Genomic DNA, 18,060 nt, shown 5'->3' with positions numbered 1-18,060 from the left:
GATGCGAGATGTTGGCGAAAATACTCGGTTGCTTGGTGCTGTCAAGTTTGCTGTCAACAAGTCATTGTGGGGCGGGAAAAAGAGTTTGGCGGGAATCGGCGGCTGTTGTACTTGACGATTATGGGTCGTAAAGCTTATTTGTCCTCATGCATCGAGACGACGATATCCTGTGCGTAGTTGCCGAAGCTTTTGCCGAATAAGGTGATGCCTCCGCAGTTGGCGGAGCTCTCCAGCGACGCGATGCGGAAGGTGATATCCTTGCCGAAGGCGACGGACAGGTCTTGGATCGTCGTGTCCGATATTTGGGTGCCGTCCAGATAGGAGCCTGTGGGGCTGACGGTGATCACTTTGAGCAGACCGTGCTGCGTATTGCTGCTGCTCCACCAATCGGGCGTCAGAATTCCCCGCTGCGCCCCGAAATCGCCCGGACTCGTCCAGTAACCGAGGGGAACGTCATTGATATAGAACGAGATGTCCGACGGCCAGTTCTCGTTGTACCCCGGTGCTTCGGAGCAGATTTCGAAGGAGATCTCCAGCGTGCGCAGCTTCTGATTGCTGTGCAGGAAGTTGGGAATGCGGTACTCCACGTAGCCGCTGGCGAACCACAGAATGCCGGCGTGCACATGACCGGGATCGGCGAAATACCGCGGATCGTCCAAGACGCCGATCAGTTGGGTCGAAGAGGCGAGTCCGCAGGTGGGCTTGACCTCGAAGGAGGCGTACTGGCCGACCGGGATGGCGATCGTGTTGGTCGGGAGCTCGCTAGGCTTCTTGGGCCTGAATTGCAGGACCGCTTGCTCCAGGTTAAGGTGGCAGATCTTCTGGGTTCCTCGAATGCCCGTCGTATTCTCGGAGACGAGGATGCCGGCTTGCTCGAGCTTCTGAACGTGCTTGGTTACGATGGCCGAGGAAATATCGAGCTTCTGCGAGAGTTGCTTGATATTGAGAGACTCGTGCTGCAGGAGCTCGATCATTTTTACGCGTGTTTCCGAGGAGAAACATTCGAGAAAAGCCATATTTTTGGTAGAGACTTCGATATGCATAGAGATAACCTCAATCTTAATGTTTTAGTTTATTGTATAACTTGCAGGTTAATTTAACAATGGCCGAGGCTTTAGAATCACTGCCCCAAAAAAAGAACGTCCCCCGCGCATAGCCCGAGGGACGTTCTTCGTAGTCTCCGCCTGACGATCAGATCCGCCGGCAAGAATCCCGCTCGATCAGCTCGCCGAAGACGGCTAGTTTCGCCGGACTGCCGCCATGCTCGAGCTTCCGGATTAGGACGTCCACGGCCTCGCGGCCCAGCTGCTCGCGCTGCACCCGGATGGTCGTGAGCCGGGGCATGATAAGCTGCGCGGATTCGATATCGTCGAAGCCGGCGACGGACACATCCTCCGGCACGCGGATGCCCTTGGCCGATAGCAGCTGAATGAGCGCGATCGCCAGCCGGTCATTCGCGCAAAACCACGCGGTAGGCAGGTCGTCGGGCTTCAGCGCATTCACATATGAAGCCAGTTCCTCTCGCGCTGCGTCCGTCATTTCGTACGCTCTGGAGGCAGAACCGGGATGGCAGTGCGCTTCATCGGCGGCCAGTCCGGCATCGGCGAGAGCGTTGTTGAACCCGTACCAGCGGTCCCTGATGCTCTTCGTCATCGGGGATGCGCCAATGAAGCCGAGCCGCCGGTGGCCGAGCCGGATCAGGTGCGACGTCATCTTGTAGGCTTCGTCCGCGTTGGCGGTTACGACGGCGTCCAGCTGCAGGCCGTCATAGCTATGATCAACCGTGACAAGCGGCAATCCTGCGGCACTGAGTTTGCGAATATAGTCCGGGTGGAAGGCGCCGACGATCAGCATGCCGCCGAACGCGATCTCGTAATAGAGATCAGGCAGGGCAAGGCGTTGTTCCATCTCCTTGGTTACGCCGCTAATAATGGCGGTATAGCCGAGGTCTTTGGCTCTCTGCTCGATCGACCAGAACACTTGATAGTAACAGCTCTTATCGTTCTGGATGGATTCGGGCACCAAAACGAGCAGATGGCTCATTTTCTTCTTGGGCTTGGCCTCAGCCGGATAATGCAGCGCTTGGGCGGCTTCGAATACCCGCATCCGCAGCTCCTCGCTGACGCCTGGCTTATGATTCAAGGCCAACGAGACGGCATTCTTGGATATGCCGAGCCGATCGGCAATGTCTTGCATGGAAGTTTTGGCGTTCATATGAATAATAGCCCCTTGAGCAGAAAGATTTGTTACTTGAATTTTATCCGTCATGAGGAATTTTGTAAAGTTGAGTTCTAGGATGATTGCTTTACATTTATTGTATTGTCAATTTAAATGTCAATCTTCCTGGGACCGATTCTTTTGTCCGTCCCATTCGTCCATCCCGCCCATCATTTCCCAATAAACGTTTCGAGCTTTGCAAGCTTGTCCGGCGAATACGGTCCCGAGTTGTCAAAATAGAGCAGCGATGCCGCATCTAGCGGCCACTTGATTTCATTTCTCTGCAGCGCAGGCCGGAACTGCTCCCAATTGTCCAGCTTCCAGACGTCCAAGGCCGAGCCTCTCGCGCGAATTCGCGCTTGGTAAGCTTCGTCGGATGGAAGGTAAACGTATATGGCCTTCACTTCAACCGCTCCAGCCGCTGCAGCCCCGATGCGCGCAAGCTCCCGGTCGAGCCAAGCGGGATCGCCGATTTCGCGGGTGAAAGGTCCGATCACGATGGCGTCCAAGCCCAGGGCGGCATTCTCAAGCGCAGCGTCCATCGTGATGCGATAGCCCAAATCGCGGCAGTGCTGCTTATAAAACGGGGAATCCCGGTCCTCGGGATCTTTCCCGGCCAAGGTCATAATGGCCGCCGCCGCCGGACGCAGCAGCGTGTCCATATCGAGAAAGGCGCCGCCATGCTTGCGCGCCCATGCCTCCGCCAGTGTCGTTTTGCCTGCTCCCGCAGGTCCTAAGAAAAAGATCAGTTTGCTCATGTCATCCTCCGAAAGGGTTCCCGTGACGGGAAGTCGTTACGCATATTGTAACATAAGAGCGGTTACGGCCATGATTTCAGCTTATGTTCAGCTTAAGTTAAGGTTTTATTAAGCTTTTCGTCATATTTGCTTCATACTTTTCATGTAAGCTAGGAAGAAAAGAAAAAGAGGGTTAAATCCAAACGGAAGGATAGATAGAGATGTCCGGAACCCCGCAACCTACATGGAAGTCGGAAAGTAAAACCATACTGTCATCAAACGCACAAAAGTCGACCGCGGCATATTGGCCAACCGCAGGTTGGAGAACGAGCACGCCGGAAGCGCAAGGCATGTTCTCAGGAACGCTGGCCAAAACGTTGGAGATGTTCGGCAGCCAAGGTGTACATAGTGTTGCTGTGATCCGCAACGGGTATTTGGTTGCCGAGGCTTACAATGCGAGCACGCAGGAGGATGTGCCGCAGGATCTCAAATCCGTAACCAAGAGCGTGACCTCCGCGCTGGTCGGCATTGCTTTACATGAACGGAAGCTTATTAGCGCGGACCAGAAAGTGGCGGAGTTCTTCCCGGAGCTGGCCAATGACCGGTTGAAGTCCAGAATGACGATCAAGCATCTGCTCAGCATGACGTCAGGCATAGCTTGGGATAATACGAACGAAAGCTCCTCTACCGAGATGATGTATTCTCCGGATTGGGTGCAGTACATTACAGGACGCCCGGGCTATGTCGAGCCAGGCTCGCTATTCAATTACAGCAACGGCGATGCGCACTTGGTGTCAGCTGTACTGTACAAGGCAACGGGCCAATCTATGCTGGAATACGCGAAGTCCCGCTTGTTCGGTCCGCTGGGCATCGATCAGGTGAGTTGGAACGAGGATCCGCAGGGCCGAACCATTGGCGCGTGGGCGTTGGCTTTAACGCTGCGGGATATGGCCAAGATCGGCTATTTGTATTTGAAAGAAGGCGAATGGGACGGTCAAACGATCATTCCCAAAGCGTGGATTCGGGATTCGCTGCAGAAGCGTGTCACCCTTAATTATAGCAACGGCACACAGGGCGGTTATGGATTGTATTGGTGGTCCAAAACGCTCGAGAAGGGACTCGTACGAGGAGGCAAGAAGCCGTACAATCTGTACTATGCCTCCGGCTCAGGCGGCAGACGGATCTTTGTGATCCCCGAGCTGCAGCTCGTCGTGGCGGCCACCGCCAATTCGCCGGACGTGGATATGCCGGAATATTTGCTGCTTCATGTGCTGCAGGCGATCAGATCGGATAAGCCGCTGCCTGAGAACCAAGAAGCCTGTGCCAAGTTGGAGCAGGCTGTGCAGTCTTTTAGACATGAATGAAAAAGGGTAGAGAGAAAACGGAGGGGCTGCCGCGGCAGCTTCTTTTTTATTTGACTAAGCAGAGGCTCGTGTTCTACCAAGATAAAAGTAAGCGGAGCGTGGAGGCGATGCGGTGAAGCCGCGCGTCGAGCGCGATTACGCCATCGACCGCAAGCGGCAGGCGATACTCGGCCACTCGCTGGGAGGGCTATTCGTTCTGCAGACGTTGTTCACAAGACCTCAGACGTTCCAGACATATGTGGCCGGGAACCCTTCGATCCATTGGAATCCCAGGCTGATCCGCGAGCAGGAAGATTGGTTCCGAATCTATGCGGAGCAAGTCGATGAGAAGCTGAATTTGCTGATCACGGCAGGCGAACTGGAGGGCGCGCACCCTAGCCGTATGACCGAGAATACCAGGGCCCTATACGAGCGCCTGGTGCTGCTGCCGAAGGATGCGCTGCAAGTGGCGTGCAAAGAGTTTGAGGGGGAAGGCCATGTATCCGTTCTTCCCGGACTTATCAAGCCGGGCATTGCGGCACATGTGACAGATATGAAGCCATCCGAAGCGCGTTTGCTGCTTCCGGTGGCTTTTTTGGCAAGATTATGAGATAGTTGGGAAAAATAAAGATGATTCCGGGGGAGATCATGATGGATGAATTTACGAAAAGACGTCTCGATAGCATACTAAAAAGATATGTTGACCAGAAAATACCCAAAGCTTATAGAGATCAGATAAGGCTGGCGTACAAGTTTAGAGGTAACAGTGTGACGCTCGTCGAGGAGAGACCTCCTTATATAGGTACGGAGTGGACCAAAAGAGATTTCGCGCAGTTCAGAATGGAAACCGATAAATGGTCGCTTTATTGGAAAGACAGCAAGAATAAGTGGCATTATGTTGATCATATCGCGCCGGATTCTGATTTTGAGAAGCAGCTGCAGCTCGTCGATCAGGACAACACGGGTGTTTTTTGGGGCTAAGGCCAGGTTATAGAAGAAAGGGCGTTCATTCATGGCGGTTAGACGTTTTACAGACTACGGTTTGAGCGAGGAGATCATCCGCGCGCTGCACAGTTTGGGCTATGAGGAGCCGACTGACGTGCAGCATGAGGTCATTCCCGTTGTGCTGCGGGAGAAGGATGTGACGGTCAAGTCGCGTACAGGAAGCGGGAAGACGGCAGCGTTCGGCATCCCGGTCTGCGAGCTGGCGGTGTGGGAGGAGAACCGCCCGCAGGCGCTGATCCTGACGCCGACCCGGGAGCTTGCGGACCAAGTGAAACAAGATATAACCAACATCGGCAGGTTCAAGCGCGTGAAGGCGGTGGCGCTGTACGGCAAGCAGCCTTTCGCCCGGCAGAAGCTGGAGCTGAACCAGAAGTGTCACGTCGTCGTGGGGACGCCGGGACGCGTGCTGGATCATATCCAGAAGGGCACACTGGACCTGGAGAAGGTGAAGATGCTCGTTATCGATGAAGCGGATGAGATGCTGCGGATGGGGTTCATCGAGCAGGTGGGGGCGATCATCGGCGAGGTGCCGGAGGACCGTACGACGATGCTGTTCTCTGCGACACTTCCGCAGGATGTGGAGCAACTGTGCCACCGATACATGATGGATCCTATCGATATTGAAATTCAGACGCCGGAAGCGGCCAAGGTCCAGATCGAACACGCCCTGGTTCCCGTAACGGAAGGGGAGAAATTTAACGTCCTTAAGGATCTGTTGGTGACGGAGAATCCGGAGAACGGCATCATTTTTTGCCGTACCCAAGAGCGGGTGGACGACCTGTTCCGGCAGCTGGATGGCCTCGGGTATCCCTGCGATGAGATCCATGGGGGCATGGTGCAGGACGACCGCTTCCTCGTGATGAACGCGTTCAAGCGGGGGGAGTTCCGGTTCCTCGTCGCTACGGATGTCGCGGCGCGGGGCATCGACGTCGAGGACATCACGCATGTCATCAATTATGACCTGCCGATGGAGAAAGAGAGCTATGTCCACCGGATCGGAAGAACGGGCCGCGCCGGCAAGACGGGCAAAGCCATCACCTTGCTCACACCCGGCGAGGAACGGTACTTGCCGGAGATCGAAGCTTATCTGGGCTTCGCCATTCCGCGCAGGAACGCTCCGACCGAGGAAGAAGTCGCTGCGGGCAGACCGGCCTTTGACCGGAAGCTGCAGGCGACTCCTGTCAGGAAGCGGGATCGCAGCGATGAACTGAACAAGGGCATCATGAAGCTCTATTTTAACGGCGGGAAAAAGAAAAAAATCAGAGCGGTAGACTTCGTCGGCACGCTAGCCAAAATTGAAGGCGTGACGGCAGCCGATATCGGAATCATCTCGATCGGGGATACGGCGTCGTATGTTGATATTTTGAACGGCAAAGGTCCAATGGTGCTCCAGGTTATGAAGCATACGACGATCAAAGGCAAACTATTGAAGGTGCATGAAGCGAATAAGTAAGGGGAAATATCCGTTAAGCCGGCCTAGGCTTAGCGGATTTTTTGCTGATTAGGTCAAAATAAGATTCGTGCCAGGTTAAAATTTTACTCAAATGAGTCAAAGAATTGACTTACTCGATTCCCGTGCAGAGGGTAGACTAGAGAAAACACGACATTTGGGGTGAATAAAAGATGGCCAACAATACACATACACACTCACACTCGAGCACCCTTTCTACACCAAAAGTAAAAAGGAAAATCTCCATGCAGCAGATTCGTGAGGATCTGACCGGATATGCCTTTGTCGCTCCAATGGTACTCGGGCTCTTCATTTTCACGTTATTTCCTATTATTGCATCCTTCTTTCTGAGCTTTACGGACTGGAACTTCGTTGCCGGCTTCTCCAAGGTGAAGTTTCTCGGATTAGATAACTTTATCAAGCTTTTCAAAGATACCGTCTTCCTCTTGTCACTGAAAAATAACATGATCTTAATGATCGTCGTTCCTTTGACGTTAATTTTCTCGTTGATTCTGGCTGTCCTCATCGACAAGAAAATCTATTTGAAAGATTTCTTTAAAGTCGTTTACTTCATTCCGTACATTTCGAGCGTCGTTGCCGTCGCGATTGTGTTCCAAGTGCTTTTCCACCCGACTTACGGCCCGATTAACCAAGTTTTGATGGACATGGGCTTCGCGAATCCGCCGAAATGGCTGGCAGATCCGGACTTCGCACTGTACTGCGTGATGGGTCTTATGATCTGGATCTCGATCGGGTATAACATGATTATTTTCATGGCCGGCCTGCAGTCGATTCCCAAAGATCTCTACGAGGCTGCGGACATTGACGGAGCATCGAAATTCAAGCAGTTCATGAGCATCACCGTACCGCTCTTATCGCCAACAACGTTCTTCCTGCTCGTGACCGGGATTATCGGCACATTCAAAGCGTTCGATGTCATCTCCGTCCTCACAGGCGGCGGTCCGGCGAATTCCACGAGCGTGGTTGTTTACCGCTTATACGAAACGGCCTTCATTAACCTGCAATCCGGTTACGCGTCTGCCATGGCTATTGTGCTTCTGGTGTTTGTCCTTCTGATTACATTGGTGCAATGGGTCGGACAGCGTAAATGGGTGAACTACTAAGAGGAGGAGGAAAACCCGATGGACAAGAATCAAAAGTTGAAAAAAATTCTCCTTACATTGGTCATGCTTGTAATTGGCATACTATTTATGTCGCCGTTCCTCTGGATGATCTCCGCTTCTATGAAGCCGGAAGCCGACGTGTTCGTTTATCCGATCCAGTGGATCCCGCAGCATTGGAATGTGATTGAAAATTATAAAGCGGTTTGGGAAACAAAATTCTCCCTGTATTATTGGAATTCCATTAAGGTTTCGGTACTGACGACGGCGTTATCCGTGCTGCTGTCTTCCATGGCGGCGTACGCTTTCTCCAAAATCAAGTTCCGCGGCCGTAACGGACTCTTCGTTCTTATCTTGGCGATCTATATGATTCCGAGCCAAGCGATTCTCGTTCCACAGTTCCTTCTGTTCCGTTGGATTGGCTTGTTCGACAGCCATTTCGGCTTGATTCTGCTAGGTTCCTTCAGCGTACTGGGCACATTCATGCTGCGCCAATTCTATCTCGGTATTCATGATGAATACATGGAGTCCGCACGGATCGACGGTGCCGGCCATCTCCGGATTTTCTGGTCGATCTGTACGCCGCTTGTTCGTCCGGCTATCGCGACATATGCGATCCTGCGTTTCATCTGGACATGGAACGACTACCAGAACCCGTTGATCTTCCTGAGAACCAAAGACTTATTCACTCTTCCGCTAGGTATTCGGTCTTTCGCCGATTTGAACGGTGAGTTCTACTCGCTGATCATGGCGGCATCTGTATCCGCGATCGTGCCTCTGCTGATTATTTTCATCATCGGTCAGAAGCAGGTTATCGAAGGAATCTCGATGGGCGGCGTGAAAGGCTAAGTCGAAAGATGTCAAAATATGAGTGCATGAGGTTAAAAAAGTGCCTCGTGTGCTCCCCCCAAGTTTGATACGATCGGTCATGTAAAGGTTTTCAAACAAAATGCTTATTTGTGGAGGGGTTCCTATGAAAAAGAGTTTATTAGTACTTAGCGGCGTGTTGGCCATCAGTGCTGCGCTTGCAGGCTGCGGTAATAAAAGTGAAACGCCTGCGGCTAATAGCGGAAATGCTGCGGGCGGAGCGAAAGCTCCGGTAACGATTAAAGTACAAGCTTGGTACACGGAAGCTCAAGGCAACTGGAATGCGACGGTAGAGGCTTACAACAAGCTGCATCCGGAAGTCAAAGTCGTCTATGAAAGCATGTCCGAGAAAGGCGATTCCCAAGAAGGGATGAAGAAGCTTGATCTTCTGGCTGCTTCCGGCGAGCAAATGGACGTAGTGATGTACTCCAGCGCATCCGATTTCGCACAGCGTGTAGGCGCAGGCATCCTGGAGCCGCTTGATGAGTACCTGAAAAAAGACGGTATCGTGGTGAAGGACGAATATAAGCTGGATCCAGTCGTGAACGGCAAGTACTACGCTCTTCCAGGTAAAATGATCGAATGGTTCGTTCTTCTGAACAAAGACAAATTGGATGAAGCGAAGCTTCCGGTTCCAACGGAATGGACATGGGATCAATACGCGGAATATGCGAAAAAGATGACAAAAGGCGAAGGCGCCGCCAAGCAATACGGCTCTTATTTCCACAACTGGAAAGACTACGCCCTGCTAGCGCTTAACAACGATATGGAGAATCCGTACCTCGTGAAATCCGACGGTACCCAAAATATCGACAACCCGAAAGTCCGTTACTCCCTTGATCTGAGAAACAAAATGGAGAACGTGGACAAAACATCCGTACCTTACTTCGAAGTCGTATCGCAAAAAATGGCTTACCGTGACGTGTTCTACGCCGGTAAAACAGCGATGCTTGCAACAGGTAACTGGATGGTGGGCGAGCTTTCCCAGAATGCGAAATTCAAAACTGTGTTCGCACCGTATCCGAAATCGGATGCGACGGCTGAGAACGGTCTGACTGAAGTAGGCGCTGACTTCATGGGTGTCGCCGCGAACTCCAAGAACAAGCAAGCTGCCTATGACTTCGTGAAATGGTACACAACGGAAGGGATCCAAACGCAAGGTCTGTTCTTCTCCGGTTGGAAAAAAGCCGATATCAACAAGAACGTTGATGCGATTCTGAAAAGCGGCAAACCGGAACAAGTGGCTATGATCGATAAAGACTCCTTGCTGGCTACTTTGAAAGTGAACAAGGCGACGAAACTGGTTGTTCCTCCGACTTATGCTCTGCAGCAAGAGAAAGAGTACTTGACGCAAGTTGAGCTGTTCCTGACAGGCAAACAAGATTTGGAGAAAACGATCCAAACTGCCAAAACGAAGATCGAAGATATCCGTAAGAGCAACGCCAAGTAAGCAATCGCGATTGCTGGTATAATGAAAAGAGGTGGCCCTGGGCCCCTCTTTTTCCCATTTTTCCGAAAGGCAGGCGAACGCGGTGCCGGGCTGGCTTCGAACCTTATCTTTACGCAATAAATTGGTGCTCACGATTCTCGTCTGTCTCGTGCTGCCATCGCTGGTCTCCATGAACGTATCCAACTTCTTCACTCGCGATGCGGTCAGGACGCAGGTAACGGAAACCTCGCGCGAATCGATGCGGATTGTCAGTCAAATCGTCAACAGCCAAATGAAGAATATGATTTATGTGATGAACTTCATTCAATTCGACGAGGAGCTGCAGCCGTCCATTCGGGAATTAGGCAAGGCCAATGAGGGAACAGATAAAGGTGATGTTCTGCAATATAAGCAAACGATCGCCAAGCGAATGACCACCGTCATTGATCCCTTCGGGAACATTAATGTGACCGTGCTGCTTCCGAATCAGGAGTATGTGGCCTCCTATACGACTTTTGCATTTGATCCGAAGGATTTTTTCAAGAAGAGTTGGTTTGGCGATGTGGAGAAAGTATCCGGTTATAATGTAAAATGGATCGGGGCTGAGCCGAACTACAGCCAGGAGACGAATCAGCCGTATTTGCTGTCGGCGGCCAAGCCGCTGCGCAAGAACGACGTCACCTACGGGTATGTGATCGTTGGGCTGGAACCCCGCGTGCTGCAAGATTTATTCAATCAATATCAAAATAATGAAATCATGGCGATCGTCGATCAGAAGGGGCGCATTCTGGTCGATAAGGATTCCTCCACGATCGGCACACCGTTTCCGTATTTCGACCAGCTGCCGAAGGAGGACGGCTCCTCGTTCGTCAAGGTGGCAGGCGAAGATTATATTCTGCTGAGCAGCCATGTGACGCCGGAATGGCAGCTCGTCAACATGAGCCCTTACAAAACGGCGGCTCAGAAAATCGAATCGTTCCGCAAGACGGACTTCTTCGTTCAGCTGTTTTTCTTAGTTTTATTTGCCGTCGTGCTGCTGTATATGGTGCGTACGCTTACGAAGCCGATTGCGCGGCTTGTCCAGACGGTCGTACGGATCGAATCCGGGCAGCTGGGCGAACGGTCGAACATCAGCGGTGTCGATGAGGTGGGACGGCTCGGCTATGTGTTCGACCGGATGATCGACCGCATCGAGCTGATGTTGGAGGAGAACCGGCGCGAACAGGAGCTCAAGCGAATGGCGGAGCTGGCGATGCTGCAGGCGCAAATCAATCCGCACTTTTTATTTAACGTGCTGAATTCCATCCGCTTGAAGATCATGATGAAAGGCGATTCGGAGAATGCGGAGCTGATCTCCTCCTTGTCGTCACTCCTGCGGATGACGATCAATCGCAATAATGAATATATCCCGCTGCATGAAGAGATTGAGATTATCGAGCATTACGTCCGGCTGCTGAATTCCAGGCACGGGGACCGGGTGGAGCTGCGCATCTCGGCGGCTTCCGATACGCTGCTGATTGAAATACCGCGATTCCTGCTCCAGCCGCTGATCGAGAATGCGTACATTCACGGGCTGAAGAGCAAGCCGGGCACGATCACGATCGCCTCGCGAATCATCGAGGACGGACGGCTGCAGCTGGAGGTAAGGGATTCCGGTGTCGGTATGGCTCCTGAGCGTCTGGCGGAGCTGCGCCAACACCTCGTGTCGGTGCCGGCGCACCACCCGCATGTGCCGCGCAGTCCGTCCTTGTCGGGGATCGGCTTGCATAACGTATTTGAACGGCTGCGTATCATTTACGGCCATCGCTTCGATTATGAGATTGAGAGCGGGCCGGATCAAGGAACACGGATTCTGCTGCGCTTCCCGCAGCAGATTGGGAAGGAGGGGTAACGATGTATTCCGTTATGATTGTGGATGATGATTTGCCTGTGCTTGAATTCCTGAGCACGGCGATTCCATGGGATAAATTAGGGTTTCGTCTGGCGGGAACCTACGAGAACCCGCTGGAAGCGCTGGAGGCGGGCCGGCGGGCCAAAGCGGACGTGCTGATCAGCGATATCGGCATGCCGGAGATGAACGGGCTGGATCTTATTCGCTCCCTCCGTGAGGAGGACCCTCATGTGAAGGCCGTCATTCTGTCCTGCCATGACGATTTTCATTACGCGCAGAGAGCGATGAAGCTATCGGTGAGCGAGTATATTTTGAAGGAAACGATGAATGTCGGGAATATTTCCGAGGTGCTCTCGCGGCTGAAGGAGCAGCTGGATGCCGAGGATAACGTGCTCTCCAAGAGCCGCAAGCTCGAGAAAGAAGCGGCGCTCCACCGGAGCTCGTCGAAGCGTCAATTTATCCGAAGCACGGTGAATGAGCCTTTGTTCGATTCGGAGGAGTGGATTCAGCAGGCGGCAGGGTTCGGCATTCGGCTCGGGCAGCACGGATTGCTTCCTGTATTCGGTTACGCCAACCGGGTGAAGGAGGCGAATCAGCGCTTCCAATCCAAAGATTTGTTCGACTACACGGTGCAGAATATCATTGAAGAGCTGCTGGTGGACCAGAAGGAGACGACGCTGTTCACGTACGATACGGGTGAAATTGTTTTGTTATTTCCGCACTATGGCAGCATTCACGTTAACAATACCCAGAAGATGGAGCAGACGCTGCGCCATTTGCAAAGCTGCTTGCAGCAATTCGCCAAGATTTCCTTCTCTTTCCTTACCGGCAGCCCGGCCAAAGATGTGCGTTCGCTCAAGGATCAGTTGAAGCGAATGGCTGAAGCCCGGAGTTCCCGCTTTTATTTGCCGGAAAGCTCGGTGGTGAAGCTGGAGCATATCCGGGAAGGATTCGGCGACGGGGGGCTGCTGTTGGCGGAATACGCCCAGACGCTGGATGAGTTCCGCAGCGTCGTCTTCGACGAACGGTCGGACTTGATCGACAGCACAGTGTCCAAATGGATCGATTTCATCCAGTATCACCGGTTTCGGCCTATGGAGGTCAAGGAATGGCTGTTGAAGATGATACTCGATGTGCGGATGCGCCTCAAGTCCCTGCAGCATTACCAGTCGACCTTCTCCTCCGAGCTGCTGCACCATGACGTGCATGAGCTGTCGTCCGTGCGGGAGCTGGAGCTGTGGCTGAAGGATTACTTGCGGCAGGCGATCCAGTGGGCGGGACAGGTGTACCGCGAGTCGCATAACCGCGAGATTCTGGAGTGCCAACGGTTCGTGTACAACCATCTCCATACGAAAATATCGCTCGAAGATGCCGCCGCGCATCTGCACCTGCATCCGAGCTATCTGAGCCGGCTCTTCAAGAAGGAAACCGGCGAGAATTTCGTGGAGTACGTGACGCGGATGAAGATGGAGAAGGCGAAGGAGCTGCTGGAGATTACGGACAAAACCGTGGAACAGATCGCCGACATGCTTGGCTATGAGAATAAAAACTATTTCGGCAAGCTGTTCAAGGCGCATACGGGCATCGTGCCCAATGCGTTCCGGGGGCATAACAAGGGGACTCAGCCGTCGTCGTAGTTTATGATGTCAGGCTGCAGTAATGGTGACAACAGCGGGAACAGCGGGAACAAGCGGAACAGCGGAAACAAGCGCAACCCATTCCGTTCGTGATCACAAAACTTACGTTCCAGATTGGGTGTGGGGAACCCATTAAGGGGAAATATAAGCCGTTATTCTCCCCAAAACAGCCGATTTGGCGAGGAAGAGGAAATACGATTCGCTATTTGAGCGGTTTCGGCTGTATTCGGCGGCTGATCGGGCTAATAAGGGCCTGTATTTCCGCTCGTTGCTGATAAGAGCTGATTTCGCTTAAATAGCGACCTGTATTTCCGCTTAAGTGAGCGTATGACATATGTGCAAAGCAAAGGAGCCTCTTTGCGTAGAAGCATCTACGCTGGGAAGCTCTTTTTTGCTAGGATGGTAACTCTATCAGTAGTTCGTTCACGTAAAGTCGCGTCGCTCTTCGTTGATGCTGAGTTGGAGGCGTTGATGACTTCGAGTCGGAACACGAAGTTTGGTCTCAGCTTTCTTGGATATTTGTGTAAGCGATTACATGTAAATTAAGGTGATATTCGTGAGCTTATGCTTGTGCTAAGAGTGGAGTTTTGCGAACGGAAGTCAACATACTGACGGTTTGCCAACTCGAGTACTTCGACAAAAAACCGAATACCTTTGTAGTCTTGCACAAATTCCCTTATCTTTACAAAAAAAATGCACTGCGCCGATTTGAACCATGGTAAAATAAGGGGCGGCATACAGCTTGTCTTGTCTTAGAAAAGCTAAGGAGGAATTGTTATGCGTAGGAAAGCAGGGTGGAAAGCAAAAGCGTTAAAAGTCGCATTAGCCTTGACGGTAGCGCTGCCTTTGCAAGTGCTGGCGACGAGCAGTTGGCAGGCGGTCATGGCGGAAGGGCCGGCGGATCCGGCACCTTTCATCGAAGCGAAGGTGGTCAATGAAAACGCAGGGAAGAAAGTGCTCTTCGACAACACCCACGAACAAACGGCCGGAGCGGCGGATTGGGTTATCGACGGAGCGTTCTCCGATTTTGCCAATGCATTAGCGAACGACGGTTATTATGTCAAGGAGCTGCGCAAAACAACACCGATCACACTCAGCGATTTGAGCGGTTACGACGTTTTCGTCGTTGCGGAGTCCAATGTTCCTTACAAGACTAGCGAACAAGATGCCCTGGCGCAGTATGTACAGGGCGGCGGCAGTATTTTCTTCATCGGCGATCATTACAATGCCGATCGAAATAAGAACCGCTGGGACGGTTCCGAGGTGTTTAACGGCTACCGCCGTGGCGCGTGGACGAACCCGGCCAGCGGCATGAGCGCGGAAGAAGCCTCATCGTCGGCGATGCAGGACGTCGCCAGCTCCGATTGGCTGGCCACGCAGTTCGGCCTGAGGTTCCGCTATAACGCGCTAGGCGATATCAACGCGAACCAGATCGTTGCGCCGGAGCAATCGTTCGGCATTACGGCGGGGGTATCCAGTGTAGCCATGCATGCGGGTTCCACACTGGCTATCATCGATCCTGCCAAGGCCAAAGGGATCGTATATTTGCCGCAAACGAACGAAGCATGGGCGAATGCGGTCGATCAAGGGGTATATAACGGCGGCGGCGTGGCCGAAGGCCCGTTTGTCGCCATAGCGAAAGCAGGCGCAGGGAAGGCCGGCTTCATCGGCGACTCTTCGCCGGTTGAGGATGCGACGCCGAAATATTTGCGCGAGGATACGGGCGCGAAGAAGACGACGTATGACGGCTTCAAAGAAGTGGACGACGGCGTCCTGCTCGTCAATATGGTGAATTGGCTGGCGAAGAAAGAAACCTATACGAGCTTCTCCGAAGTGAGCGGCATGCAGTTGGATCAGCCGACAGCGCTGCTTCCGTTCGAAGCGCCGGCTGCCTCCACGGAGCCGCAGCCCGAGCCTTGGGCTGCGCCGAATGCCGGTTACAAATGGTATGACCGCAGCACGTTCAAACCGGGCTCTTATGGCGGACCTGCGGCGACGGCTAGCGCAGCGTACAGCTTCGTACACCAGGCGACGCTGCCGAATGCGGTGGAATTCCCACTGCGGGTGGCCGTGGATAATTTGCCTCCGTCTACGACCGTCTCGGGTTTGAATGTAGGGATTTATTTGGCCGGGGGAACCCAGGTTGGACAGGTCCAGAATGCGGACGGCACATGGCCGACGGCTTACGGCTACAGTACTTCATTCTCCGTGACCTCGGATATCAACGGGCATGCGTCCAAGGACTTGACCGTTCGCGTGAAGGCGGGAACGGCAGGATCGGCGAATTTGCGCCTGCGTCAAGGTTCTACGAATTTGAAAACGGAGACGGTTACTCTCGGCGACGTTCCGGCCGAGCCGCTGCCGGGAGAGGAGAACCCGATTCCGGAGCAGATATCCATCTCGGAAGCCCGCGGTCAATCAACCGGCACTTTGGTGACGGTGGAGGGCGTTGTGACGACGGAGCCGGGTGCGTTCGGCGGTCAAGCTTTTTACCTGCAGGATGAATCCGCCGGTATTTATGTGTTCCAGAGCCAAAGCGGCTTCCATCAAGGAGATAAGGTGAAAATAACGGCTTCCACGGCGGTATTTAATACGGAGCTGGAGCTGGCCGACCCGGTGGCGATTGCCAAGACCGGCGTATCGGCGCTTCCGGTGCCTGTGCCGGTGACGGCGGTTACCAACGATAATCAGGGGCAGCTGGTCGAGCTTAGCGATGTAACGGTGACGAACATCATCAGTGCGACGCCGGCGGGATCTTTTGAATTCGATGCGGTCAAAGGGGATGTGAGCAACCATATCCGCGTAGATGGGCGGACAGGTCTGACCTTGACTTCATTCCCGTATCAAGCGGGCCAAACGGTGAATATCCGCGGTGTCGCTGCGATTTTCAAAGGCGTATTTCAATTGAAGCCAAGAGGGCTGAGCGACTTTACGGCTGCTGCGGACACCACAGCGCCTGTGACAACGGCTGTGCTGTCGGGCGAGCCGAACGGTGCAGGCTGGTATAAAGATGATGTTACGGTTACCTTGACGGCGGCGGACGATCGTGCAGGTGCCGTTACGACGCAATACAGCGTGAATGGCGGGACTGCTGCAGCCTATGAGGCGCCGGTGGTCATTCAGGCAGAGGGAACGAATGAGTTCGGCTACTTCTCCACGGATACGGCGGGGAATGCGGAAACTCCGAAAACGCTGGTCGTGAAGCTGGACAAAACGGCTCCGGCAGCCGTGCTGACACAGTCCGGTCATGCAGTAGGGGATGTAACGGAAGCGGATGCGTTGACTTTCGTATTGGCGAGCACAGATGCTCTGTCCGGTGTGGCAGAGGAGGCATTGACGCTTGACGGAGCAGCTATTCGCAGCGGTCAGACGCTTGCGGCCGGCAGCTTGGCTGTAGGCACCCACACGGTAGAGTACCGTGTAACTGATGCGGCAGGGAACATGGTGACAGCGGCTGTGCCGTTTCAAGTGAAGACGCAAGTCAAGCTAAACCAAGCGACGCTGTCTGTTGACGCGAATTCGCTGAAACCGGGCGATACGACGTCCGCGCATGTGGCCGGCACGTTAAGCAATGGAGCGCCTGCGGATTTGAGCGGGGCTGCCGTCGTGTACAGCACTAGCAACGGGGCTGTAGCGACGGTCGATGCCCAGGGCAAAGTGAGCGCGGTGGCGGAAGGTTCGGCGGCACTTACGGCTGCTGTTACTTTGAATGGAGTGACCGTGCAAACGAACGCCGTGACAATCACGGTGGTGAAGCCGTTGTCCGTCGGAGTACCCGGCAAGCCGGTGCTGTCCGATAACAGCGGACATGCGACTGGATTGAAAGACGGCAACTACACGGTGACGATGAATATGTGGTGGGGCAATAACGGTACCGTGTTCAAGCTGTACGAGAATGGCGTGCTCATTCATACGCAAACGTTGACTGACGCATCGCCGGCCGCACAAACGGCCAAAGTGGAAGTGAAAGGCAAAGCGAACGGCACTTATACGTATACGAGTGAGCTTACGAATTCTTTCGGCACGACAACCAGCTCTCCGCTGGTCGTGAAGGTAACGGATGCCGCACCGGGCAAGCCGGTATTGTCCCAGGACAACTGGGACGGCGACGGCAGCTACAAGGTGAGCATGAACATGTGGTGGGGGACGAACGCCACCGAGTACCGCCTGTATGAGAACGGCGTGCTGATCGACACGCAGGCGCTAACAGCGGCTACGCCTGGCGCGCAAAACGCGGTTACGGCGATAACGGGCCGTGGCGTTGGCGTGTATGAGTACCGCAGCGAGCTGGTCAATGCGGGGGGCGTTACCTCTAGCGAGAAGGTGACGGTTCGCGTGACGAAGTAGTCGGTCCTTTAGGCAG

13 protein-coding genes are annotated in these 18,060 nt (G+C 53.6%); 10 read left to right on the top strand and 3 right to left on the bottom strand.

Features of this window, described 5'->3' with window-relative positions; all coding sequences use genetic code 11:
• Positions 1-134: 134 nt before the first annotated feature.
• From PUT07_RS07795 to PUT07_RS07785, 3 genes are all read right to left on the bottom strand, one after another.
• The gene (locus PUT07_RS07795) at positions 135-1,043 is read right to left on the bottom strand and encodes an ArsR/SmtB family transcription factor (RefSeq protein ID WP_274467270.1); all 909 of its coding nucleotides are present in this window, start codon (positions 1,041-1,043) and stop codon (positions 135-137) included.
• A 148-nt stretch (positions 1,044-1,191) separates the two neighbouring features.
• The gene (locus PUT07_RS07790; RefSeq protein ID WP_274467268.1) at positions 1,192-2,214 is read right to left on the bottom strand and encodes a LacI family DNA-binding transcriptional regulator; all 1,023 of its coding nucleotides are present in this window, start codon (positions 2,212-2,214) and stop codon (positions 1,192-1,194) included.
• 173 nt (positions 2,215-2,387) lie between these two features.
• Positions 2,388-2,975, bottom strand: coding sequence for an AAA family ATPase (locus PUT07_RS07785; protein WP_274467267.1), 588 nt, complete (start codon positions 2,973-2,975; stop codon positions 2,388-2,390).
• Between the two features lie 200 nt (positions 2,976-3,175).
• Between PUT07_RS07785 and PUT07_RS07780 the strand changes: the two genes are divergently transcribed.
• The 10 genes from PUT07_RS07780 (at position 3,176) to PUT07_RS07735 (ending at position 18,044) form a co-directional block, all read left to right on the top strand.
• The gene (locus PUT07_RS07780; RefSeq protein ID WP_274467266.1) at positions 3,176-4,318 is read left to right on the top strand and encodes a serine hydrolase domain-containing protein; all 1,143 of its coding nucleotides are present in this window, start codon (positions 3,176-3,178) and stop codon (positions 4,316-4,318) included.
• A 112-nt stretch (positions 4,319-4,430) separates the two neighbouring features.
• Positions 4,431-4,907 (top strand): alpha/beta hydrolase, encoded by a 477-nt coding sequence (locus PUT07_RS07775; protein WP_274467265.1) that lies wholly within the window; start codon positions 4,431-4,433, stop codon positions 4,905-4,907.
• 38 nt (positions 4,908-4,945) lie between these two features.
• The gene (locus PUT07_RS07770) at positions 4,946-5,278 is read left to right on the top strand and encodes a DUF3024 domain-containing protein (protein ID WP_274467264.1); all 333 of its coding nucleotides are present in this window, start codon (positions 4,946-4,948) and stop codon (positions 5,276-5,278) included.
• A gap of 31 nt (positions 5,279-5,309) precedes the next feature.
• The gene (locus PUT07_RS07765) at positions 5,310-6,755 is read left to right on the top strand and encodes a DEAD/DEAH box helicase (protein WP_274467262.1); all 1,446 of its coding nucleotides are present in this window, start codon (positions 5,310-5,312) and stop codon (positions 6,753-6,755) included.
• 242 nt (positions 6,756-6,997) lie between these two features.
• Positions 6,998-7,876 (top strand): carbohydrate ABC transporter permease, encoded by an 879-nt coding sequence (locus tag PUT07_RS07760; protein ID WP_274467261.1) that lies wholly within the window; start codon positions 6,998-7,000, stop codon positions 7,874-7,876.
• Positions 7,877-7,894: 18 nt separating this feature from the next.
• A complete protein-coding gene (locus PUT07_RS07755) occupies positions 7,895-8,722 on the top strand; it encodes a carbohydrate ABC transporter permease (RefSeq protein ID WP_274467259.1) in 828 nt (275 codons plus the stop codon).
• A gap of 124 nt (positions 8,723-8,846) precedes the next feature.
• Complete coding sequence (locus PUT07_RS07750; RefSeq protein ID WP_274467258.1) at positions 8,847-10,190, top strand: ABC transporter substrate-binding protein; 1,344 nt, start codon at positions 8,847-8,849, stop codon at positions 10,188-10,190.
• Positions 10,191-10,272: 82 nt separating this feature from the next.
• The gene (locus PUT07_RS07745) at positions 10,273-12,060 is read left to right on the top strand and encodes a cache domain-containing sensor histidine kinase (RefSeq protein ID WP_274467257.1); all 1,788 of its coding nucleotides are present in this window, start codon (positions 10,273-10,275) and stop codon (positions 12,058-12,060) included.
• 2 nt (positions 12,061-12,062) lie between these two features.
• Positions 12,063-13,697, top strand: a complete 1,635-nt coding sequence (locus PUT07_RS07740; protein ID WP_274467256.1) for a helix-turn-helix domain-containing protein — start codon at positions 12,063-12,065, stop codon at positions 13,695-13,697.
• Between the two features lie 777 nt (positions 13,698-14,474).
• On the top strand, positions 14,475-18,044 hold the full coding sequence (locus tag PUT07_RS07735; RefSeq protein WP_274467255.1) for an OmpL47-type beta-barrel domain-containing protein: 3,570 nt from the start codon (positions 14,475-14,477) through the stop codon (positions 18,042-18,044).
• Positions 18,045-18,060: the final 16 nt, after the last annotated feature.

Source organism: Paenibacillus sp. MAHUQ-63, from assembly GCF_028765165.1.
In the GTDB taxonomy this organism is placed as follows: domain Bacteria; phylum Bacillota; class Bacilli; order Paenibacillales; family NBRC-103111; genus Paenibacillus_E.
This window is presented reverse-complemented; position numbering and strand designations above follow the sequence as displayed.

Coding starts and splice junctions, on each gene's coding strand:
- PUT07_RS07795 (WP_274467270.1), bottom strand. CDS start 1,043: ATGCATATCGAAGTCTCTACCAAAAATATGGCTTTTCTCGAATGTTTC.
- PUT07_RS07790 (WP_274467268.1), bottom strand. CDS start 2,214: ATGAACGCCAAAACTTCCATGCAAGACATTGCCGATCGGCTCGGCATA.
- PUT07_RS07785 (WP_274467267.1), bottom strand. CDS start 2,975: ATGAGCAAACTGATCTTTTTCTTAGGACCTGCGGGAGCAGGCAAAACG.
- PUT07_RS07780 (WP_274467266.1), top strand. CDS start 3,176: ATGTCCGGAACCCCGCAACCTACATGGAAGTCGGAAAGTAAAACCATA.
- PUT07_RS07770 (WP_274467264.1), top strand. CDS start 4,946: ATGATGGATGAATTTACGAAAAGACGTCTCGATAGCATACTAAAAAGA.
- PUT07_RS07765 (WP_274467262.1), top strand. CDS start 5,310: ATGGCGGTTAGACGTTTTACAGACTACGGTTTGAGCGAGGAGATCATC.
- PUT07_RS07760 (WP_274467261.1), top strand. CDS start 6,998: ATGCAGCAGATTCGTGAGGATCTGACCGGATATGCCTTTGTCGCTCCA.
- PUT07_RS07755 (WP_274467259.1), top strand. CDS start 7,895: ATGGACAAGAATCAAAAGTTGAAAAAAATTCTCCTTACATTGGTCATG.
- PUT07_RS07750 (WP_274467258.1), top strand. CDS start 8,847: ATGAAAAAGAGTTTATTAGTACTTAGCGGCGTGTTGGCCATCAGTGCT.
- PUT07_RS07740 (WP_274467256.1), top strand. CDS start 12,063: ATGTATTCCGTTATGATTGTGGATGATGATTTGCCTGTGCTTGAATTC.
- PUT07_RS07735 (WP_274467255.1), top strand. CDS start 14,475: ATGCGTAGGAAAGCAGGGTGGAAAGCAAAAGCGTTAAAAGTCGCATTA.